Origin of the sequence: Shewanella sp. SP1S1-7 (genome assembly GCF_031932105.1) — a bacterium.
GTDB lineage: Bacteria > Pseudomonadota > Gammaproteobacteria > Enterobacterales > Shewanellaceae > Shewanella > Shewanella baltica.
This window is the reverse complement of the sequence record NZ_JAUOEU010000004.1, coordinates 1-21,370: the sequence shown is the minus strand read 5'-3', so window position 1 is coordinate 21,370 and position 21,370 is coordinate 1. Positions and strand designations below refer to the sequence as shown.

The 21,370-nt window shown below is 44.6% G+C and carries 20 protein-coding genes; 7 read left to right on the top strand and 13 right to left on the bottom strand.

The window, feature by feature from the left end:
* Positions 1 to 15: 15 nt before the first annotated feature.
* From Q4Q49_RS04630 to Q4Q49_RS04580, 11 genes are all read right to left on the bottom strand, one after another.
* Positions 16 to 1,491: a capsule assembly Wzi family protein gene (locus Q4Q49_RS04630; protein WP_311998737.1), complete on the bottom strand. Its 1,476-nt coding sequence runs from the start codon at positions 1,489 to 1,491 to the stop codon at positions 16 to 18.
* A 79-nt stretch (positions 1,492 to 1,570) separates the two neighbouring features.
* On the bottom strand, positions 1,571 to 2,062 hold the full coding sequence (coaD, locus tag Q4Q49_RS04625; RefSeq protein ID WP_311891615.1) for a pantetheine-phosphate adenylyltransferase: 492 nt from the start codon (positions 2,060 to 2,062) through the stop codon (positions 1,571 to 1,573).
* A 70-nt stretch (positions 2,063 to 2,132) separates the two neighbouring features.
* Positions 2,133 to 2,963 (bottom strand): hypothetical protein, encoded by an 831-nt coding sequence (locus Q4Q49_RS04620; protein WP_107950026.1) that lies wholly within the window; start codon positions 2,961 to 2,963, stop codon positions 2,133 to 2,135.
* Between the two features lie 20 nt (positions 2,964 to 2,983).
* A complete protein-coding gene (rfbC, locus tag Q4Q49_RS04615) occupies positions 2,984 to 3,523 on the bottom strand; it encodes a dTDP-4-dehydrorhamnose 3,5-epimerase (RefSeq protein WP_311891614.1) in 540 nt (179 codons plus the stop codon).
* Positions 3,524 to 3,533: 10 nt separating this feature from the next.
* A complete protein-coding gene (gene rfbD / locus Q4Q49_RS04610) occupies positions 3,534 to 4,415 on the bottom strand; it encodes a dTDP-4-dehydrorhamnose reductase (RefSeq protein ID WP_311891613.1) in 882 nt (293 codons plus the stop codon).
* A 47-nt stretch (positions 4,416 to 4,462) separates the two neighbouring features.
* Positions 4,463 to 5,332: a glucose-1-phosphate thymidylyltransferase RfbA gene (rfbA, locus tag Q4Q49_RS04605; protein ID WP_311891612.1), complete on the bottom strand. Its 870-nt coding sequence runs from the start codon at positions 5,330 to 5,332 to the stop codon at positions 4,463 to 4,465.
* Between the two features lie 88 nt (positions 5,333 to 5,420).
* A complete protein-coding gene (gene rfbB / locus Q4Q49_RS04600) occupies positions 5,421 to 6,479 on the bottom strand; it encodes a dTDP-glucose 4,6-dehydratase (protein WP_107950034.1) in 1,059 nt (352 codons plus the stop codon).
* A 229-nt stretch (positions 6,480 to 6,708) separates the two neighbouring features.
* Positions 6,709 to 7,458, bottom strand: coding sequence for a glycosyltransferase family A protein (locus Q4Q49_RS04595; RefSeq protein WP_311891611.1), 750 nt, complete (start codon positions 7,456 to 7,458; stop codon positions 6,709 to 6,711).
* Positions 7,459 to 7,488: 30 nt separating this feature from the next.
* Entirely contained in the window at positions 7,489 to 8,481 is a 993-nt protein-coding gene (locus Q4Q49_RS04590; protein WP_311891610.1) for a hypothetical protein, read from the bottom strand.
* Between the two features lie 50 nt (positions 8,482 to 8,531).
* Positions 8,532 to 9,602: a hypothetical protein gene (locus tag Q4Q49_RS04585; RefSeq protein WP_311891609.1), complete on the bottom strand. Its 1,071-nt coding sequence runs from the start codon at positions 9,600 to 9,602 to the stop codon at positions 8,532 to 8,534.
* Positions 9,603 to 9,626: 24 nt separating this feature from the next.
* Positions 9,627 to 10,676 carry a glycosyltransferase family 9 protein gene (locus tag Q4Q49_RS04580; protein ID WP_311891608.1) on the bottom strand — a complete coding sequence of 350 codons (1,050 nt, stop codon included), beginning with the start codon at positions 10,674 to 10,676 and terminating at the stop codon, positions 9,627 to 9,629.
* A gap of 98 nt (positions 10,677 to 10,774) precedes the next feature.
* Between Q4Q49_RS04580 and Q4Q49_RS04575 the strand changes: the two genes are divergently transcribed.
* Entirely contained in the window at positions 10,775 to 11,530 is a 756-nt protein-coding gene (locus Q4Q49_RS04575) for a 3-deoxy-D-manno-octulosonic acid kinase (protein WP_311891607.1), read from the top strand.
* A gap of 26 nt (positions 11,531 to 11,556) precedes the next feature.
* Here the strand turns inward: Q4Q49_RS04575 and waaA are convergent, their stop codons facing one another.
* The gene (gene waaA, locus Q4Q49_RS04570) at positions 11,557 to 12,819 is read right to left on the bottom strand and encodes a lipid IV(A) 3-deoxy-D-manno-octulosonic acid transferase (protein ID WP_311998736.1); all 1,263 of its coding nucleotides are present in this window, start codon (positions 12,817 to 12,819) and stop codon (positions 11,557 to 11,559) included.
* A 142-nt stretch (positions 12,820 to 12,961) separates the two neighbouring features.
* Here waaA and Q4Q49_RS04565 point away from each other — a divergent pair, with 142 nt between their 5' ends.
* From Q4Q49_RS04565 to glpG, 5 genes are all read left to right on the top strand, one after another.
* Entirely contained in the window at positions 12,962 to 13,609 is a 648-nt protein-coding gene (locus Q4Q49_RS04565) for a TetR/AcrR family transcriptional regulator (protein WP_106648831.1), read from the top strand.
* Positions 13,610 to 13,896: 287 nt separating this feature from the next.
* Positions 13,897 to 15,090, top strand: a complete 1,194-nt coding sequence (locus Q4Q49_RS04560) for a glycine C-acetyltransferase (RefSeq protein WP_107403002.1) — start codon at positions 13,897 to 13,899, stop codon at positions 15,088 to 15,090.
* A gap of 11 nt (positions 15,091 to 15,101) precedes the next feature.
* Positions 15,102 to 16,127, top strand: coding sequence for an L-threonine 3-dehydrogenase (tdh, locus tag Q4Q49_RS04555; RefSeq protein WP_006079369.1), 1,026 nt, complete (start codon positions 15,102 to 15,104; stop codon positions 16,125 to 16,127).
* A 101-nt stretch (positions 16,128 to 16,228) separates the two neighbouring features.
* A complete protein-coding gene (glpE, locus tag Q4Q49_RS04550) occupies positions 16,229 to 16,534 on the top strand; it encodes a thiosulfate sulfurtransferase GlpE (RefSeq protein ID WP_006084745.1) in 306 nt (101 codons plus the stop codon).
* Positions 16,531 to 17,376, top strand: a complete 846-nt coding sequence (glpG, locus tag Q4Q49_RS04545) for a rhomboid family intramembrane serine protease GlpG (RefSeq protein WP_311998735.1) — start codon at positions 16,531 to 16,533, stop codon at positions 17,374 to 17,376. Before glpE ends, glpG begins: the two co-directional genes overlap by 4 nt.
* 80 nt (positions 17,377 to 17,456) lie before the next feature.
* Here glpG and elbB read toward each other — a convergent pair whose 3' ends face one another.
* Entirely contained in the window at positions 17,457 to 18,119 is a 663-nt protein-coding gene (elbB, locus tag Q4Q49_RS04540) for an isoprenoid biosynthesis glyoxalase ElbB (RefSeq protein WP_311905388.1), read from the bottom strand.
* A gap of 387 nt (positions 18,120 to 18,506) precedes the next feature.
* On the opposite strand from elbB, the gene polA reads away from it, so the two are divergent.
* Positions 18,507 to 21,272: a DNA polymerase I gene (gene polA, locus Q4Q49_RS04535; protein ID WP_311998734.1), complete on the top strand. Its 2,766-nt coding sequence runs from the start codon at positions 18,507 to 18,509 to the stop codon at positions 21,270 to 21,272.
* The last annotated feature ends 98 nt before the right edge of the window (positions 21,273 to 21,370 follow it).

Here is a 21,370-nt window from a genome sequence, read left to right as displayed (position 1 = left end):
AGATGTAAGCTACGATTAGAAGCGATACTCAAAACTGCTAAAGAGCGTGGCATTAGTATCGTTTTCTTGAACATCAAATTCCGATCTCGATACCGTTCCACCTAAACTCCACATGCCTTTCCATACAGGCATACGATAGGAAAACTCAAGCATCAACAAATCTTCCTTCGGTGGTTGTGGCGCCCAAGTGCTCGCCACATTAGTGCCATCTTTATTCAACTTCGCATAACGCAATAAAGAGGTAAAACCTCGGCTGTTACTAAATTGGCCGACTAATCCCACCACAAACGTTTGAGCATCGCTATCATAGGTTGAGCCTAAAGCACGGCCATAATAACGAGAACCACTAAGATAGACAGGATCTTCATAGAAGCAATTGGCACTATCGCCATCACATTTTACATAGGTGTCTGAATATTCCATAAACAGCTTAAACTGCTTACCCGATGTGCCAAAATGGGTGTCAATTCCCCAAAGTGAGCCGCAGTCGCTGCCATTCTCACAACTATGTTCGAGATATAATCCCACAGGAATATCCTGCAAAGAACTGCTATAACGCATATCGATACTTTGGGTTCTATGACCTGCATCATGGCGATCTTCTTGCGCGCAATCACTTGTACCATAGAGGCAAACTGAGTTGCTGGCAACCGAATCCCACCAAGAGTTGAAGTTACAATCTTGGCCCTCTCCACAAAATAATGTAGACCACGACAGACCCACTTCTAGTTGCTTAATCGGTCTTGCACTTAAGCGCATATCCCACTCAGCCGTTTTAGGCACAGCACGCTCGACTTCCGTTAAGCTAAATCCAGTTTTAAATGTCCAAGGACCAATCCACGATAACCATGGCGTTTCAAAGGCTGCAGCATTATTGCGGCTCAGTGTTAGCGACTGCATAGGACGAGCGTTATTAGATCGGTGCAATGCAGAGTCAAATCCAGGCCCCCACCACTGTTCAACCGAACCTAAGGTCGCAATCCAATTACCGAAAATGATGGCAAAATATGACTCATCGAGGCGAAAATTTTTATTATCTTGTGGATCATAGGTTTCTGCCACAGTCGCCTTATAGGCAACACGCGATCCTAAATACTCGTAGGAACCCAACACTTCACCTTTCTCGCGATAATTGGAGCCATAGTGTTGAAAACGAGCAGGATCGGTCGCGCCCGAGACTTTAACCCTCGCATTGCCGCGATTATCGACAGCATTTTGATAGTAAAAGTTAACCCGAGCAAAGGCTTGCACTAGACTAGGAGAAAGCAATTCAGGCTCTACTTTTGCTAAATCGCCGCCAATTCCTGACCACATCAAGGGATAAGTATTCACAGGAACAGTGATCACACCCGCATCGGCCAACGCTTGAATATCGGCTCGAAGATAAATGTCCGAGGCATCAACCCAAGGGGCAGCAGCAAGCATTGAAGAAAAAAATAGGCCAGAGGCAATGCTAGTAGCAAGGATCGTGGGGGTTAAAAAAGCCTTCATAACATCCTTTTAAGTATCATCGCGAGGCCACAATGCCTCAAAGTTAACACAAAACGCCTACGTAAAAAACGGCTAAAATCTAAGGTTTAGCCAGCTTAAGCTTTGCTGCTAATGCTTTCGCCACTTCTGAGTGAACAAATTGGCTCACATCGCCACCATGCAAAGCGACTTCCTTTACTAAGGTTGAGGAGATAAAGGAATTTTCCTCGGCAGGCGTTAAAAACACGCTTTCCAGATCTGGGCTCAATCGACGATTCATATTTGCTAGCTGGAATTCATATTCAAAGTCAGATACCGCACGTAAGCCACGCACTAGCACACTGGCCTTTTGCTCCTTGGCAAAATCCACCAGTAAACCCGAAAATCCAACCACTTCAACATTATCCAAATGAGCGGTGACACGATTTACCAGTTCAACCCGCTCTTCTAAGGTGAATCTTGGTTGCTTAGAAGGATTGGCTGCAATACCAATAATCACATGCTTAAACAGCTTAGCCGCTCGCTCAATCAAATCGGCATGACCATTGGTAATGGGATCAAACGTCCCAGGATAAATCGCTCTTGTGTGCATAGTAAAAGTACATCCCACCGCTATCATATATTCATTAAAGGCACCCAAGAAGATACCCTAAAACACGCTGCTAACTTAATTTACGCTTAAATGCCATCCACTTCCGCCGAAAACGATTTAACGATCGCATCCACTTCTGCGGATGAAATGAAACTAACTTACCGCCACGCTGAACACAAGTTATAGACAATAGTATCTCATTGAGAATGGCGATCACCTTAAGCTTTATCAGCTCTGGATTTTTACAACTCGCGTTATACCAGCCTTTACCTTGTTTGGTAGGAAACATATAAGTCGACAAATGGTTTTGTATTTCAGCACAGCTACGGGCAAACTCAATCTTGCCATGATTGACTAGAATCGACGCTTTAAAATCATCATCGCAACCAATCTTATCGAACGGTAGTAATAGCCCGATATCCTTCATATGTACTGCCAATAAATAAGACGCAATCCACGCATCACCCGTCACCTGGTTTAACTGAATGGTCTGTTTAAAATGCTTTATATCGCCCACTACCTCACCAAAGCTAGCGCAATTAATAGCCTGACTAATAAATTTCACATTAAGGGATGAAAACGGCCAATGGTGGCAAAAAGTATCATTAGCAAAAATCAGTACATCATCATCTGCTATATTAATCTGCTGTCGAACATGGGCAAGCCCTTCGTCCCAAGCAGAAAACTCCCAACCTTTATTACTGCCTTCAAGCTCAAAATCAATAAAGTGATCATATTGAGTGGTTTGCGTACGCGCCTCAACCGTATTGTATACAACGCAGATTTTAACTTTGTCGGAAATTTTTGACAGAATATCGGCACTGTACTTAAGTGCGCTTTCCTTGTAATGCGAATAATAACTCACAAGAATTACTATCGCTTGGCGTTTTCGATCATACATTTACAGTAAACCTCGACGAACTAAAATGTAAAAGCATCGGCAAATGCCGTCCCCATCTTATCTTTAGCAGACAATATGGGAGGGACAGTTATCGGCCAAGCTATTGCTAACTCGGGATCATCCCAAGCAATACTCTGTTCAGAGGCTGGATGGTAGTAATCGGTACATTTATACACAAATTCAGCTTCATCACTCGTGACATAAAAACCATGGGCAAAGCCTGCAGGAATCCACAACTGTCTTTTATTTTCTGCGGATAAGTAAACACCAACCCAGTGGCCAAAAGTCGGGGAATTATTACGCAAATCAACTGCCACATCGAAGACTTCACCCGAGGTAACTCGTACAAGTTTGCCTTGAGTTTGCTCAGTCTGATAATGCAAACCGCGCAGTATCCCTTTACAAGACTTCGAATGATTATCCTGCACAAATAGGCAGTCGGCGACCTTTTGTTGGAAATCTCTCTGACTCCAAGTCTCCATAAAAAAGCCACGTTCATCACCGAAAACTTGAGGCTCGATAATTTTCACATCTACAATGTTAGTTTCTATAATATTCATGGTCTTACTACTATAAATAGGCCTTAATGTCTTTAAACGCCAATCGCCAATCACTCGCATAAACACCTAGGTTTGTTGCAATTTTTGTACAATTCAACCGTGAATTTAAGGGTCTTTTAGCGGCAGTGGGGTACTCAGATGTAGTAATAGGCTTAACCTTAATGTGCGTATTTAGACACCGTTGGGCATAGGCCTCGTCAAAAATATACTGTGCAAATTCATGCCAAGAAACGTAGGGTGAGCCACTAAAATGATAGATACCCCAAGGACATTCATGCTCCATTGAGCGTTTTGCCATAGCGATCAGCGTGTCGGCAATATCACCCGCATAAGTGGGACTCCCAAATTGATCACAGACAACACGAATATCCGACCGTTCACGACCAATACGCAACATCGTTTTGACAAAATTAGCCCCAGTCTCGCCAAAAACCCATGAAGTTCTCAAAACAAAATGCTGAGGATTAGTATTTATAACAGCTTGTTCACCCGCCAGCTTGGTTTCACCGTAAACACTTTGAGGATCGACTGTATCTGACTCAATATAAGGAACTTTTGCATCACCAGAAAACACATAATCGGTAGAAACGTGGATCATAGTGGCTTTAATCTTATTGGCCGCAACAGCTAAATAAAGGGGCCCCAAGTGATTTACACGCTTTGCATTAAGTTCATCTTGCTCCGCCCGATCCACCGCAGTATAAGCGGCGGCATTGATCACAACATCAGGGCGAAAACGTTCAATGCAAGCATTTACGGCCAACTCATCGGTGATATCCAGCAAGTGTCGATCCACTGCTAATAATTCCACGTAGGTATTAATGCCGCTGCTCAGTTTCTCAACCAATTGACTACCGACTTGTCCTTTGGCACCGGTGACGAGTATCTTCATCAGCTTATTTACCCACAATGAATTGAACTATATAAAAAAGCATCGGACTATCGCTTATCCATAAGTGAGACTAAATAGCGGCCATAGTCATTTTTTAACATAGGTTGAGCAAGCGCAATCAATTCAGCATCACTCAACCAGCCATTTCGCCATGCTATTTCTTCTAAGCATGCCACTTTTAGGCCTTGAACATTTTCAATTGTCTGCACAAAAGAAGAAGCCTGATGTAGACTTTCATGCGTACCAGTATCGAGCCAAGCAAAACCACGCCCAAGAATTTCAACGTTTAAACTGCCAGCATTAAGATATGTTTGATTCACATCAGTAATTTCAAGCTCACCACGGGCTGATGGCTTGATACTTTTAGCGATATCGATGACCGAATTATCATAAAAATATAGTCCCGTCACAGCCCAATTTGATTTAGGTGTAGTTGGTTTTTCTTCAATACTAATGGCGCGATAATCTTGGTCAAACTCCACAACACCGAAACGCTCGGGATCTCTTACGTAATAGCCGAATACCGTAGCTCCAGTAGGTCGACTCGCTACCTGTCTGAGGGTTTTACTAAAAGATTGGCCATAAAAGATATTGTCGCCAAGTACCAAACAAACACTATCATTACCAATAAAATCTTCAGCAATAATAAATGCTTGCGCTAAGCCATCGGGACTCTCTTGAATTGCATAGGAAATATGGATACCAAAGTCGCGGCCATCACCCAATAATCGCTGGAAACTCGCATTATCTTCCGGCGTAGTGATCACTAATACATCACGGATTCCTGCTAGCATAAGTGTCGACAATGGATAATAGATCATGGGCTTATCATAAACAGGCAATAGCTGTTTAGAGACACCTCGAGTGATAGGATATAAACGACTACCAGAACCACCCGCAAGAATAATACCTTTCATTAAATATCCTAGATGTTAGAGCTTAGCTTTCAAGCCACGGCAAAATGACTGAAACCTAAAATCATATTAACTTTATTGAGTGAAATGGTTACACACCTAAACGTTCACGCTGATATGAACCATCAAGCACATGTTGGCACCAAGATTGATTGGCGAGGTACCATTCAACCGTTTTACGAATACCTGAATGGAAAGTCTCTTCAGGATGCCAGTCTAATTCTGACGCAATCTTAGACGCATCAATAGCATAACGCAGATCATGCCCAGGCCTATCATCAACATAGGTAATGAGATCACTATAACGATTTACGCCGTTAGGTTTTGTCGGCGCCAACTCTTCCAATAACTCACAAATAGCCATCACAACATCGATATTTTTCTGCTCGTTATGCCCACCGATATTATAAGTCTCACCAATAACGCCCTGAGTCACGACTCGATAAAGTGCGCGGGCATGATCTTCCACATATAACCAGTCACGGATCTGTTGGCCGTTACCATAGACAGGTAAAGCCTTGCCTTCCAAAGCATTCAAGATCATCAAGGGAATAAGCTTCTCGGGGAAATGGAAGGGCCCATAGTTATTCGAACAATTTGTGACAATAACTGGCAAGCCGTAAGTGCGATGCCAGGCACGCACTAAATGATCGCTCGACGCCTTAGAGGCAGAATACGGACTACTGGGCGCATAAGATGTCGTCTCAGTGAAAAGATCCGTCATATTAGGCAAATCACCAAACACTTCGTCGGTAGAAATATGGTGAAATCTAAACCGTGACTGTCGCTCAGCATCGAGTCCACGCCAATAATGACGAGCCGTTTCCAGCAACTGATATGTGCCTATAATATTGGTTTCAATAAAAGCGGCAGGACCATCGATCGAACGATCGACATGACTTTCAGCAGCAAGATGCATAACAACATCAGGTTGATGAGCAGAAAATACACGGTCTAACTCTGCTCTGTCACAAATATCAACTTTTTCAAATTGATAGCTTGGATTCGATTCAACGCCAGCCAGAGATTCTAAGTTACCCGCATAGGTCAATTTATCGAGATTCACGATCGAGTCTTCGGTGTTACTTAAGATATACCGGATCAATGCTGAACCAATAAACCCTGCACCACCCGTTACTAAGATCTTCATTCCAACCTCAAAAAATTATCACAAAAATTATGAGGTTTATGATATCAAACCACTCATTAAAAGATATATGCAGCGACCACAGAAGGCAGAGTATGAGCAAATTTCACACTCCAAAATGGACACAAAGTAAACTCAAATCAAATTGAGCTTATTCACACATCAGATAATCAGATGTATTTTTACTCGCTCATATTCTCGCCTTGTTGCACTATCTATCTGTATTTATCTTCTATCTTTTTAGTATGCTATGCATTTTTGACTTAAATCGTCTAAAGGCAACATTAAAATCTTTACGCCACTTAGCTATATTAGTTTTATATCGAATGCCTCGATGATAACCTATATGCCTAACACTACCTTCAGGGAAGATTGCAGCTTTAAATCCTAGCTCATAGTATTTATTACCAGTACCACTTTCACTGGCATATTGGGCGATTGGTGCAATAATCTGATAATCAGCTAAACGTCTTAAACCTGGATTTAAAGTAAAACCATGCCAATAGACACCATGAAGTAAGTCATTTGTATGCATTATTTGATACTTTAACGACTCATCGGTAGGACAAGTATATAACTCAGGCAACACTGAATGCCCATTAGTATCACTTGTTTCACGCAGCCAAACGGTTACAACTTTCTCATCTGAAAGTAACACTTTAAGCGAGTTTTCAACAAACCCTGAACGATAAAACTCCCAATCATCTTCACAATGAAAAATATATTCAGAAGTGACTAATGAATAGGCTTTGTCGATACTTTTCATTTGTCCTAATTGAGGTTCATTATGAACCAGAGTAAATTCAACCCCTTTGAACTTACTGAGTGTTTTTTCAAGTTTTTCACGATTGTGGCTATCTTCTATAACAATATATTGTGATATAGGATAAGTATTATACTTTAAAAAACTTTCAATTGTTTTTTCAAGTAAGTCAAAACGATTACAACTCGTGATAACTAGTGAAACTGTGCTATTACTCATAACTATTCCTCACAACAGGTCCATCATAAATTAAAACCTCTCCAACCGCTTCATAACGCATTCATCTAAATCAATACCATTTAAATCCTGAAAAAGCTGGTGTAAGCGGGTAATTCTTAATGGTGGATTTCTTTTAAATAATACATAAATGATAGTATTGAATGTTTTTCGTGTTCGTAACCAATACTCAATAACGTTATGATATTTTCGTAGATTCTTTATAGAATCTTCGCTAATAAAGTCATCTAAACTAACAACGTCTGAATTTGAAGCATATTGCTGCATAACCTCATCACGCTTTTTTGGCTCCAAATTTAAAAATCCATAACCATTTTTCAAATGCTTTAGGTGAAAATACATTATCCCCATATATTTTTTTTCAATTTTCCTACCAACAAATCTAAATGCCTCAACATTTTTTTCTTGTGAGAAGTAGATATCTGAAGAAACAGGAAAGTACATATGATCCCCAGTACCAACTAGAGGTTCTCTTTTATAAACCCCTAATTTAGCATTCGTATCTAAAGCTAAATTCACACCGGAGAATGTATATATTTTATTAACACCCAATAACATATCACGTCTAATTTCCGTTATTACTGGAGTCAGATTTTTGTCGATAGCAACATGATCATCGTCTAATTTTGTTGCTATTTTATAGCTAGCTTTTGAAAGAGCATAATTATAAAAATTTGCCAAACTATGAACATTATCTGTTACGCAGCTATTATGTTCATCTGAAAAAATAGGATGTACTTTAGGTAAATATTCAAAAATCTTTATTTTTTCAGGGTATTTCTCTTTTAATTCATTTAATATTTCAGCAGTGTTATCTGCACAATCATTATAACAGGCAACAATCTCATCATAATAAAGTAAATGAGACTCAATACTAAGTCTTAAAAATTCTGCACCATTTTTTATACGAAGAATGGCACTTATACCTGGTAATCTTGGTTTATCCAAACTAGTCAAATCGACGATAAAGTCACAATAATCACACACATTTTCATTAACACTCATAACTTGAGAGCCTCTAAATTCTTTAAAAAGAATAAATTTAAGATTTTCCCTTAAAACTTAATCCACTGTTCTAACTGCTTTATCACAAGCTCAAGTCCATCCAATTTAGAATCTTTATTTAAACTTGTTGCCAATCGCATAATACCATCGGAAGATAATAACTGCTTAATATTACCATTAAGCGTATCAAGCTCAATCTCACAGCCAAAAGCAACATTTGCAGATATACATTTTTCAATTCGTGGCGGCTGATCCTTCGATACAGGAACCGCTAATGTCGGTTTGTGCAGCGCTATCGCTTGTAATAAAGTATCTCCACCGCTCAATACGGCAGCCTTAGCCGCGGCCAAAATATTAATAAATTGCTGATTATTCAATTGAGGAATAACAACTACCCCCTCAAGCTCAGGCAGAGGATTTGGATAATTAGGGCCAAAAACCATGACACTTGTTATGCCAGATGCTTTATAGCTTTCATGAGCGGCCTGAGCAAAAATATCTGCGGCTAATTCGCCATTTACCTTGTGCCCACCAGAACCCGCATTAAATAATACAAACTCATTTTGCGTTAGCTGATATTGCGCTAATAATGCCGCTTGAGTGCTTGCATCGGGCTGAGTAAAGACAGGACCTATATTCAAAGGCGCGGGTTTATTAATGAGTTTCAGCTTCAGGCGATCTAACCAACTGATAGGACCGATCACAAATTCTGGTTGCACGACCCAATGACAATCCGTCACTAAAGCGCGGCCAATTTTCATTCCACGGCTACGCTTACGCTTGTGCTGGCTGAGAAATATGACCTTAGCGCCGAGTTTATGGGCATGGACTAACTGTGATTTACGCCCAGAAGCATCGAACAATACTATATCGGGCAGGTAATCAGACATGATTTGATTCACCGCTTTGACTTGTTTAGTCGGCGTATCTTCAAGTAGCACTGCCGGATAAGGGCATTGAGCCGCATAGGGTGCTTGTTCACTTAAAATAAACTTTATCTCGGCATTCGGCCAAGTTCTTTTCACCTCATCGGCAATGATCATTGAGCGCATATACTCACCTATGCCCTCAGCCGATGAGACTGGGATAAACAAGAACTTAGGGGCTTTTTGAGGAGCCATAATTAACCTTTAATCCAAATAAATTTATTCTGAAGTTTTAGTGTCATACGCCACCAGATCAAACTTCTCAATCACAGCTTCAACACTAATCAATGACATTAGATGCTCGCCTTTAGCGCGAGTTCCCCACTTAATTTGTCCACTATGCTGCAACCTGATGGCCTCATCATAGGCGCTCGCCACATATTGCTGCGATAAATACGGACCCGTGCGCCCGGGATTGGAATGGGCATATAAACCAATGACTGGCGTGCCTTGGGTCACCGCCATATGCGCAGGACCGGTATCTGGCGCTAACACTAAACTGGCGCGTTTTAGCAGCGCTAAGAGTTGAGTCAGACTGGTTTTGCCCACTAAATTATCGATTTTAGAAGGGCAAGCCTGCAAGATTTGCTCGGCTAAATCCTTCTCAAGCTGAGTTGGGCCACCGCACAGCATGACTCTAAACCCTTTAGCAATCGCATGACTCGCGACGGCAGCATAACGCTCGGGCAACCAGTTACGTTCAGCCTTACTCGCGGCAGCGCAAATGATAAAGACTTTTTCATTATCTTTAATCTGCGTCTGGGCAAATTCAGTATCCGCAATGGGTACAGGAATATGCCATTGGGGAGTGAGATCCTTGACGCCAATCGCCTTAGCGAAGCCCATAAATCCTTCGAGCACATGGGGCTTGGCCAAGGGCTCAACCCTACGATTCGTCACTAGCCACTGGCCTTCTTTAGCGCGGGCACGATCAAAACCTATGCGCACCTTTGCCGAAATGGCTAATGAAGCCAAGGTTGCACGTAGCGCAACCTGCATATGCAGCAGCACGTCAAAACGTCGGCCTTTTAAGGCCTTACGCAAATTAAAATAGCTGCGCCATCCTTGAGATTTATCGAAAATAACAAACTCAATACCAGGTAAATGCTTCAACAATTGATATTCGAGTTTACCGATCACCCATGTGATTTTGAGCTCGGGGTATTGCCGCTGAATCGCCTGCACCATAGCCACGGCATGACAGACGTCACCGATAGCGGATAAGCGCAGCAAACAAAGGGAATTCATGGTATTGGGATTTAAACTCATTGGGATTGAAGCTAAAAGCTCTTAAGGTTATTTGGCGCAAGCTAAGGATCTTAATGTAGAATGGTCCTAGGTGCCACGCTTAAGTCAACAAATCTCCCATGAATGCTCAGATACAGCTCATAAAAACCGCCCAAGGTCACATGGCGCTTTGCCAAGATACACCAACAGATATCGATCCCGCGTGGTTCTCGGTGGATTTTTGGCGAGCTAAAAATGCTGTCGTCGGTTCATCAAAAGGCCGCTACACCACTTGGTTTGTGGCATTTGAGCACAGTCATTGGGTATTGCGGCATTATTGGCGTGGCGGCTTAATGGAGAAATTCAGCAAAGACGCTTACGTTTATACTGGCCTCGAAAATACCCGCGCCATGGGTGAGTTACGCTTATTAAACATTTTGTATCACGAAAATTTTGCCGTACCTAAGCCGATTGCCGCCAACATAGTACGCGATGGATTATTTTACCGCGCCGATATCATTATCGAACGGGTCGAAGGCGCCGAAGATTTAGTCGCTAAACTCAGCAAAGGGATAATAAGCACTGAGCAATGGCAGGCGTTGGGAGCAACTATCGCCCAATTCCACCTGCGCGGTGTATACCACGCCGATCTCAATGCCAAAAATATTCTGTTCCAGCCTGCGCAAACTGCACCCATAACGCCAGAGCGCTTTTATCTTATCGATTTCGACCGCGGTGAGTTAAAAACACCGAGCCCGCAATGGCAGCAATCGAATCTAGACAGACTGTTACGCTCCTTTAATAAAGAACAAGGCAAACTGCCAAACCTTGCCTTCACTGCCGATAACTGGTCATCACTGCTGCTGGGCTACCAAGCGGCGATGCAAAGCGCCTGAACCACTAAATAAATTATCTTGTTGAATTAATTGATTAATGATTGCGCGAGAAGAAATTGTCGTTGCAAGGCACCGCGATTTGCCTCAACCACTGCCAATCCCGCGTTTGCTGCCAGCTGGCGCAACTCAGGTTTCGCAAAATAGGCAATCAAGTTAGCCGCCAGTTCATCCGACGAAGTGACAACCCTTAACCCACCAGCATCCGCCAACATCTGCGTAATTTGGGCAAAGTCCCAATGGTTCGGCCCCACCATAACAGGCACGCCCATAGCGACTGGCTCCAAGGGATTATGGCCACCATTATTGATCAGCGTGCCACCGACAAAGGCTTGGTCCGCCGCGCCGTAAAAAGTCAGAAGTTCACCCATGGTATCGCCCACCAGCACTTGAGTCGTTGCCGTCACAGGAAGATTACTGCTGCGACGAATTAATTCAAAACCTTGGCTGGCAACAACCTCAGCAACGGCAGAAAACTGCTCAGGATGACGCGGCGCAATAATCAGCAAGGCATCGGGCCACAGAGCCAATAATTTCCTATGGGCGGCGAGCATGGCGTCAAATTCTCCAGGATGCACACTGCCAGCAACCCAAATCGGCGAGGTTTCACGCCCCCAAGCCTGACGCAACTGCTTGGCATTAGCTAAACGCTCAGGCGTAATACTGAGATCAAATTTCAAGCTACCGCATACTGTCACTCTGTCCGGCGATACTCCTAACTCGATAAAACGTTGCGCTTCTACTTGAGTCTGCACCGCAATAACATCGAGTCGTTGCAACATAGGCCGATTGAGTGTTGGATGCTTAGCATATTGCGCCGCCGACTTGGCCGACAGGCGTGCATTAGCTAACATCAAACGCACACCGCGTTTGGCAGCAACAGCAACTAAGTTAGGCCACAGCTCAGTTTCCATAATCACGCACCACTTGGGCGAGACTTGGCGCAAGAAACGCCGCACACACCAAGGTAAGTCAAAGGGCAAATAACAATGTTGCACTGAGTCACCAAAGGCTTTGCGCACCTGCGCAGACCCAGTTGGACTGGTTGTGGTAACCGTAATGCTTAGCTCAGGGTGTGATTGCATAATCAAACGGATCAAGGGAATTGCCGCGAGCGTTTCCCCCATAGACACAGAATGGATCAGTAAATCCGTCGATTTTAGTCGGGTTAATCCAAAACGCTCCCCCCAACGACCACGGTAATCAGGGCTTTTGATAGCACGAAATGCTAAATAGACGATTAGCAAAGGGGATAATAAATATAAGATCGTGGAATAGAGAAAACGATTCATTAAAAACGTGCTTATGAGTTTTGCCTGATGAATGGCGGCAATGTTAGCATATGCACCAAATTAGGGATAATTTACCAGCAGTATGGCGGTCGTTGGTTAACTCTATCTATGATGTGGCGTTCACTAGCAATTTGGATAACTTATGAAAACCCGCGACAAAATAATCTATGCCAGTCTTGAACTGTTCAACGAGCATGGCGAAAGAAACATCACCACCAATCACATTGCCGCTCACTTAAATATGAGTCCCGGGAATCTTTATTACCATTTTCGCAATAAAGAAGACATTATCCGCTGTATTTTCAGCTTATATGAGAATCATCTCGAATCGGGTTTCCAACCCTATGAAGATAAGCAAGTGGATGTGGAACTGTTAATCGGCTACTTCGATGCGATGTTCTATACCCTGTGGCAATTCCGCTTCATGTACGCCAACCTTGCGGATATTCTCGCTCGCGATGAAGAGCTAAAAAAACGTTATTTGCATGCACAGCAACAAGTTTTAACGCGTTCTAGCCATGTGCTGCATAAACTTAAGCAAGATGGCTTTTTACACTTAGAGAGCGACAAAATCACGCCACTGGCGGATACCATCAAGATGATCGTCAGCTTTTGGATTGGTTACCAACTCACGCAATCCAGCACGTCGACCATCACTAAAGCGACGCTCTATGAAGGTGTGTTGAGGGTACTGATGATTTTCAAAGCCTATGCAACCCCGACATCCGTCGCGACTTTTACTCGCCTAGAGCAACATTACCACGCGCTAGCGAGTCAAGAATCCCTCTAACATCATCCCAAACACCTTTGTTGGGAACTCGCATTCGGTACTGGACTCAAAGCAATTATAGTACTGAGTGCGAGCCCGTTTTTCGCTCTACATTCCTTAAAAGAAGACTCAGCCAAACAGTGGCAAACTTATGTTGCACATTAGTTTTTATAATGTAAAAACAACTTTAGCCCTAAACTAGTTTATCTTGCGAACCTGCATGAAAAAAAGGCTGTAGGCCGATTAGGTTTAGAGTTAGAATGCCGCCACTCCCAAAATCAGAATAAAGTTAACTAAGGAGATATCAGGTGGCCTCTACCTCATTCTACGCACAGATTAATCAACAGCTTGCAGACATCAAAGCCGAAGGCTTATATAAAAGCGAGCGTGTTATTGCCTCACCGCAACAGACAGCCATTCAAGTTAATCAGCAAGAAGTTATTAACTTTTGCGCGAATAATTACCTAGGCTTAGCGAATCACCCAGAGCTAATCAAAGCCGCCCAACAGGGCTTAGACAGCCACGGCTTTGGTATGGCGTCAGTGCGCTTTATTTGCGGTACCCAAGATATCCATAAAAAGCTAGAAGCTAGCCTGAGCGAATTCCTCGGCACTGAAGACACCATTCTTTACTCTTCATGTTTTGATGCTAACGCCGGTTTATTCGAAACCTTGTTAGATGCTGAAGACGCGATTATTTCCGATGCGCTAAACCATGCTTCTATCATCGACGGTGTACGTTTATGTAAAGCCAAGCGTTTCCGCTATGCCAACAACGACATGGCCGATTTAGAAACTCAGTTGATCGCCGCGAAAGAAGCAGGCGCCCGTAATATCTTGATCGCCACCGACGGCGTATTTTCGATGGACGGCGTGATTGCTAATCTGCAAGGCGTATGTGATTTAGCAGATAAATACGGCGCACTGGTGATGGTCGATGACTCTCACGCGGTAGGCTTTATCGGCGCAAACGGCCGTGGCACCCACGAATATTGCAATGTGATGGACAGAGTCGACATCATCACAGGCACCTTAGGCAAAGCACTAGGCGGCGCATCGGGCGGTTTCACTTCGGGTAAAAAAGAAGTCATCGACTGGTTACGCCAGCGTTCACGTCCTTACCTGTTCTCTAACTCATTAGCGCCGTCAATCGTGACTGCGTCTATCCATGTGTTAGAAATGCTGAAATCAGGCCAAGCCCTGCGCGAAGCCGTATGGGAAAACAGCCGTTATTTCCGTGAGCAAATGTCAGCAGCTGGCTTTACCTTAGGCGGCGCCGACCACGCGATTATCCCTGTGATGATTGGCGATGCGAAACTGGCGGGCGACTTTGCTAACCGCTTATTAGCAGAACATATTTATGTTATTGGCTTCTCGTTCCCAGTAGTTCCTAAGGGACAAGCCCGTATCCGTACGCAAATGTCAGCGGCACATACCCGTGAGCAACTCGACAAAGCGATCTCCGCCTTTACCCGTATTGCCAAAGAAATGGGCATTATTTAGGACTTAAGACAATGAAAGCACTAAGCAAGTTAAAAGCCGAAAAAGGTATTTGGTTAGTCGATGCGCCTAAGCCAGTAATGGGCCACAACGATCTGCTGATCAAAATTAAAAAAACGGCGATTTGTGGCACCGACATGCACATCTACAACTGGGACGAGTGGTCACAAAAAACCATTCCAGTCCCTATGGTTGTTGGCCATGAATATGTAGGCGAAGTGGTTGATATCGGCCAAGAAGTGCGTGGTTTTAAGATTGGCGACCGCGTGTCTGGCGAAGGCCATATCACCTGCGGCCACTGCCGTAACTGCCGCGCGGGCCGCACCCATTTATGCCGTAACACTTCAGGTGTCGGTGTAAACCGTGAAGGTTCATTCGCGGAATATTTAGTGATTCCCGCCTTTAACGCCTTTAAAATCCCTGATGACATCAGCGATGATTTAGCGTCAATCTTCGACCCATTTGGTAACGCTGTACACACAGCATTATCCTTCGATTTAGTCGGTGAAGACGTATTGATCACAGGCGCAGGCCCAATCGGCATTATGGCTGCGGCAGTATGTCGTCACGTAGGTGCGCGCCATGTGGTGATCACCGACGTTAACGAATACCGCTTAGAGCTGGCCCGAAAAATGGGTGCGACTCGCGCAGTGAACGTGTCTAAAGAAAGCCTGAAAGACGTGATGAAAGAACTGGGCATGACCGAAGGTTTCGACGTCGGTTTAGAAATGTCTGGCGTACCATCAGCCTTCCACGCCATGTTAGATACCATGAACCACGGCGGCAAAGTCGCTATGCTGGGTATTCCTGGTGGCGAAATGGCGATTGACTGGAGCAAAGTGATCTTCAAAGGTTTGGTCATTAAAGGCATCTACGGCCGCGAAATGTTCGAAACTTGGTACAAGATGGCGAGCCTTATCCAATCAGGCTTAGATATTTCGCCTATCATCACTCACCACTTCAAGATTGATGATTTCCAACAAGGTTTCGACGCTATGGGCTCGGGCCAATCGGGTAAAGTGATCCTCAGCTGGGATTAATCCTGCCGAGCATTACTTAGATAGGGGCTGTACACTCGCAGCCCCTTGTTGCACACTTATCCCATCTTGATTTCCATCTCTTAGCTTTGTCAGGTTTTATTATGTCTTCCTTTAAACACTTAAGCGTTAATCAATTGCTGCAAATGACCGAAGCACAGCCAGTGCAAATCGTCGATATCCGCGATGGCAATAGCTTCACCAACGGCCATATTGCAGGTGCAACTAACCTGAATAACGAAAACCTCGCGCAATTTATTAGCCAAGCCGATATGGACAGCCCACTGGTAGTGGTTTGTTACCACGGTATGAGCAGCCAAAATGCGGCGCAGTATTTATGCGAGCAAGGATTTGATGACGTTTACAGTCTAGACGGCGGCTATAGCGCCTGGCATGAGGCAAATGCATGATAGAAATTGGCCGACTCCCCAACAGTAGAGCCGCGCAGGCATTTGTCGATTACCTCAAAGGTGAGCACATTGACTGCCAAATTGAGCCGCTGGAGCAAGGTGTCGCCATTCTCGTCATCCATGACAAAGATCTGGAACAAGCGCGCAAAGAGTTTGCCCATTTCATGACTCATCCCTACGACAGTAAATATCTGCAAGCCTCGTGGGAACACGGCGATACCCAAACTAAGATAGATTACGGTGCCCCTTCGCTACAGTTGTTTACCCAATTCATTACCGGCGCAGGCCCAGTCACGTTGATCGTTTTTGCGGTTTGCGTACTCATTTTTGCGGCGATGAACTTAGGGTTCGTCAACCAAACCTACGCAGCACTGTCCTATTTTGGCGCGGTACCAAATTCAGAGTTCAGTCAATTCTGGCGCGTTTTCACTCCGAGCCTGCTGCATTTTTCAGCCATGCACGTCATCTTTAACTTGCTCTGGTGGTGGTATTTAGGCGGTAAAATCGAAACCCGAATCGGCACAGCACCATTGCTAATCTTGCTGTTTGTGGCGGGCACACTGCCAAACGTCATCCAATATTATGTCGGTGGACCTAACTTTGGCGGGCTATCCGGCGTTGTGTATGCCGTGGTGGGCTACACTTGGATCATGGGGATACGTAAACCTGTGGCAGGTATAGGCTTACCGCCATCATATATGGCCTTTATGATGATTTGGTTGGCATTGGGATTCACGGATATTCTAGGGGTTGCCGTTGCGAACGGTGCCCACATTGGTGGCTTACTCATAGGGTTAGCCCAAGGTTTATTCGATAGCCGCAAGTCCTCAAGCTCAATCTAATCCCGTTATACCAAGATAAATCCAGAAGAACGCATGGGATTTATCTTGGTTCAATGACGCGCTCTTACACTTCTACAAACCTAACGCGCGTCAGTCATCTCCAGTACCTTAGCAACCAGCTTCTCGATGCCTGAATGCGCTTCAGCAATACTTCCAGCCAACATATAAGCGGGAGTGCTGACAATCCGATTGGCTTCATCCACGACGATCTCATGCACAGTGGCGACTTGATGCTCTCCACCCATCAAATTAAACGCCGCGGCAGTATCGCTATCATTACCGATAGTGCCTTTTACACCATGGGGATATAAACGCGGGATCATCATAGGGGCGATACAGATAAAGCCAACGGGCTTTTTCGCCAAGATGAACTCATTAATAAAATCAGTGACCAGCGGGTTCACTTCACACTCGCTGCCGTTCGTCGCAAAATTACACAGATTTTTTGCCGCACCAAAACCACCGGGAATGATCAAGGCATCAAATTCGGCGATAGCTAATTCTGTGGTCGCTTTAACTTCGCCACGGGCGATACGCGCCGACTCCACCAGCACATTACGACTTGCAGCAGCATCGACCTCGCCAGTGAAATGATCTACCACATGCATCTGTTTGATATCAGGCGCAAAACATTGGTAGTGAACCCCCGCTTTGGATAAGCATAAAAGCGTTAAAACCGATTCATGGATCTCTGTTCCATCGAAAACACCGCATCCACTCAGTAACACTGCGACTTTTTTCATTAAAAATATCCTTCTTATGTCATTAAGTTTTAACAAACTACAAACAAACTAGTTGATCTGATTAAAAATCGTGCTAACTTAATTCGTCGAATCTGACGGGTGCCGAAAATTAAGCCAATCCTTAGATGTATTTTACGGAGTCAATAAAAAATCCACAAATTGGGAAGATTTTTTAAGAAACAGTATTGAACTCACACAAATCTTTTATAAATATAAAAAACAACAACTTAAAAATATCGCACTAAGCCGTAATCATCGCCATTATTCTCAGTTGACTTTTTCACTCACAGACTTATCCACAGGCTGGGAGTCATTTTGCCGTGGCTGAAATAGCGCTTATGTGGCATGCTTAGCGCCATCTAAGTCATCGATAAACGAAAAATACTTATGCCAACCGTCGCTAAAAACCCACTTGTGCTTGTGGATGGATCTTCTTATTTATATCGCGCTTATTATGCGCCTCCTCACCTGACAAACTCAAAGGGCGAAGCAACCGGTGCCGTTTATGGCGTAGTGAATATGTTACGCAGCTTGCTGACTCGCTATCAGCCAAGCCATATCGCAGTCGTGTTCGATGCCAAGGGCAAAACCTTCCGCAATGACATGTACAGCGAATACAAAGCACAGCGCCCACCTATGCCTGATGACCTACGTTCGCAAATCGAACCTTTACACCGCATTATTCGTGCACTGGGTTTACCACTGATTTCGATTTCCGGCGTCGAAGCCGATGACGTGATCGGCACTATTGCTCGCCAAGCCAGTTTAGAAAACCGTGCCGTGCTTATCAGCACTGGCGATAAAGACATGGCGCAGTTAGTCGATGAGAACGTCACGCTCATCAACACCATGACAGACACCATAATGGGCCCAGAAGAAGTCGCGATTAAATTTGGTGTTGGTCCAGACCGTATCATAGATTTGCTCGCGCTGATGGGCGACAAGGCCGACAACATTCCCGGCTTACCCGGCGTTGGTGAGAAAACAGCGCTCGCTATGCTCACAGGAGCCGGCAGCGTGAGTAACTTATTAGCTGAACCCGAAAAAGTCGCCGAGCTCGGCTTTAGAGGTTCTAAAACCATGGCGGCGAAGATCATTGAAAATGCCGACATGCTCAAGCTTTCTTACGAACTCGCCACCATCAAAACCGATGTCGAACTTGAGCAAGACTGGCACGAACTCACCATCAAGCCCGCGGACAAAGATGAACTGATCAAATGCTACGGCGAGATGGAGTTTAAGCGTTGGTTAGCCGAAGTCTTAGATAATAAAATCACTGCAAATACCCCAATTGATGCGGCAGCCGAGACACAGGAAGACTCGACTCCAGTCGAAGCGATAGAAACACAGTACGACTGCATTCTCACGGAAGCCGAATTAGACGCTTGGATTACTAAGCTTAAACAAGCCGACTTGATGGCGGTAGATACCGAGACCACCAGCTTAGATTACATGGTAGCGGAATTAGTCGGGATCTCCTTCGCCGTTGAGGCAGGAAAAGCCGCTTATCTGCCTTTGACCCATGATTACGTTGGCGCGCCGACTCAAATCAATAAATCCGTCGCGCTAGAAAAACTACGCCCGTTGCTTGAAGATCCGAAACTGAAGAAAGTCGGTCAAAATCTTAAGTACGACATCAGTATCTTAGCCAATGCAGGGATCAAACTGCAGGGCGTCGCTTTCGACACTATGCTCGAATCCTATGTCTTCAACTCAGTGGCTTCGCGCCATGATATGGATGGCTTAGCGCTCAAATACTTAGGCCATAAAAATATCAGTTTTGAAGAAATTGCTGGCAAAGGTGCAAAACAGCTGACCTTCAACCAAATTCCACTGGAAACGGCTGCGCCTTATGCGGCCGAAGATGCCGACATCACCCTGCGTTTACACCAACATTTGTGGCCAAGACTCGAGAAAGAAGCCGAACTTGCCGCTATGTTTACCGAAGTCGAATTGCCGCTGATCCAAGTATTGTCAGATATTGAACGCCAAGGGGTATTAATCGACAGCATGTTACTCGGCCAGCAAAGCGACGAGCTGGCGCGTAAAATCGATACCTTAGAAGAAAAAGCCTACGACATTGCCGGTGAGAAATTTAACCTTGGTTCGCCTAAGCAACTGCAAGTACTGTTTTTTGAAAAGCTAGGTTACCCGATCACCAAAAAGACCCCTAAGGGCGCACCATCAACCGCGGAAGAAGTGCTAGTTGAATTAGCATTAGATTTCCCTCTACCAAAGGTGATCCTCGAACATCGTAGCCTATCTAAATTAAAGAGCACTTACACAGATAAACTGCCACTAATGGTCAACGCTAAAACGGGTCGCGTGCACACTAGCTATCATCAAGCTAATGCTGCAACGGGGCGCTTATCATCGAGCGAGCCTAACCTGCAAAATATTCCTATCCGCACCGAGGAAGGCCGTCGCATACGCCAAGCCTTCATCGCCCCCGCAGGTCGTAAAATTTTGGCCGCCGACTACTCGCAAATCGAACTGCGGATCATGGCGCATTTATCCCAAGATGCAGGCTTACTCAAAGCTTTCGCCGAGGGTAAAGACATTCATAGAGCGACGGCTGCCGAAGTATTTGGTACTGACTTTGAGGACGTGACCACAGAACAGCGTCGCCGCGCCAAAGCGGTTAACTTCGGCTTAATTTACGGCATGTCAGCCTTTGGCTTAGCACGTCAGCTCGATATCCCGCGCCACGAAGCACAAACCTATATCGACACTTATTTTGCCCGTTATCCTGGCGTATTACGCTATATGGAAGAAACGCGTGCGGGAGCTGCCGACTTAGGTTATGTATCGACTCTGTTTGGTCGTCGCCTCTACTTGCCCGAAATCCGTGATCGTAATGCGATGCGCCGCCAAGGTGCTGAACGTGCTGCGATTAACGCGCCAATGCAAGGCACGGCTGCCGACATCATCAAAAAGGCCATGATCAATATTGCCCAGTGGATCAAGACAGAAACCCAAGGCGAAATCACTATGATCATGCAGGTTCACGATGAATTGGTGTTTGAAGTCGATGCGGATAAAGCAGAAGCGCTTAAAAAGACAATCTGCACTTTAATGGCACAAGCCGCCGATCTCGATGTTGAACTACTTGCCGAAGCGGGTATTGGTGATAACTGGGATGAAGCTCACTAATCTTTATAATATCCAGAGCAGCTATAAATATGATTTAACTGCAAATAAAGCTAACCTGAATTCAATATTTTAAGCTCAGGTTAGCTCTCTCCCGTCTT

Bases quoted from the DNA above. Each gene is read 5' to 3' on its own strand.
- Q4Q49_RS04630 (WP_311998737.1), bottom strand. From the start codon at position 1,491: ATGAAGGCTTTTTTAACCCCCACGATCCTTGCTACTAGCATTGCCTCT.
- coaD (WP_311891615.1), bottom strand. From the start codon at position 2,062: ATGCACACAAGAGCGATTTATCCTGGGACGTTTGATCCCATTACCAAT.
- Q4Q49_RS04620 (WP_107950026.1), bottom strand. From the start codon at position 2,963: ATGTATGATCGAAAACGCCAAGCGATAGTAATTCTTGTGAGTTATTAT.
- rfbC (WP_311891614.1), bottom strand. From the start codon at position 3,523: ATGAATATTATAGAAACTAACATTGTAGATGTGAAAATTATCGAGCCT.
- rfbD (WP_311891613.1), bottom strand. From the start codon at position 4,415: ATGAAGATACTCGTCACCGGTGCCAAAGGACAAGTCGGTAGTCAATTG.
- rfbA (WP_311891612.1), bottom strand. From the start codon at position 5,332: ATGAAAGGTATTATTCTTGCGGGTGGTTCTGGTAGTCGTTTATATCCT.
- rfbB (WP_107950034.1), bottom strand. From the start codon at position 6,479: ATGAAGATCTTAGTAACGGGTGGTGCAGGGTTTATTGGTTCAGCATTG.
- Q4Q49_RS04595 (WP_311891611.1), bottom strand. From the start codon at position 7,458: ATGAGTAATAGCACAGTTTCACTAGTTATCACGAGTTGTAATCGTTTT.
- Q4Q49_RS04590 (WP_311891610.1), bottom strand. From the start codon at position 8,481: ATGAGTGTTAATGAAAATGTGTGTGATTATTGTGACTTTATCGTCGAT.
- Q4Q49_RS04585 (WP_311891609.1), bottom strand. From the start codon at position 9,602: ATGGCTCCTCAAAAAGCCCCTAAGTTCTTGTTTATCCCAGTCTCATCG.
- Q4Q49_RS04580 (WP_311891608.1), bottom strand. From the start codon at position 10,676: ATGAGTTTAAATCCCAATACCATGAATTCCCTTTGTTTGCTGCGCTTA.
- Q4Q49_RS04575 (WP_311891607.1), top strand. From the start codon at position 10,775: ATGAATGCTCAGATACAGCTCATAAAAACCGCCCAAGGTCACATGGCG.
- waaA (WP_311998736.1), bottom strand. From the start codon at position 12,819: ATGAATCGTTTTCTCTATTCCACGATCTTATATTTATTATCCCCTTTG.
- Q4Q49_RS04565 (WP_106648831.1), top strand. From the start codon at position 12,962: ATGAAAACCCGCGACAAAATAATCTATGCCAGTCTTGAACTGTTCAAC.
- tdh (WP_006079369.1), top strand. From the start codon at position 15,102: ATGAAAGCACTAAGCAAGTTAAAAGCCGAAAAAGGTATTTGGTTAGTC.
- glpE (WP_006084745.1), top strand. From the start codon at position 16,229: ATGTCTTCCTTTAAACACTTAAGCGTTAATCAATTGCTGCAAATGACC.
- glpG (WP_311998735.1), top strand. From the start codon at position 16,531: ATGATAGAAATTGGCCGACTCCCCAACAGTAGAGCCGCGCAGGCATTT.
- elbB (WP_311905388.1), bottom strand. From the start codon at position 18,119: ATGAAAAAAGTCGCAGTGTTACTGAGTGGATGCGGTGTTTTCGATGGA.
- polA (WP_311998734.1), top strand. From the start codon at position 18,507: ATGCCAACCGTCGCTAAAAACCCACTTGTGCTTGTGGATGGATCTTCT.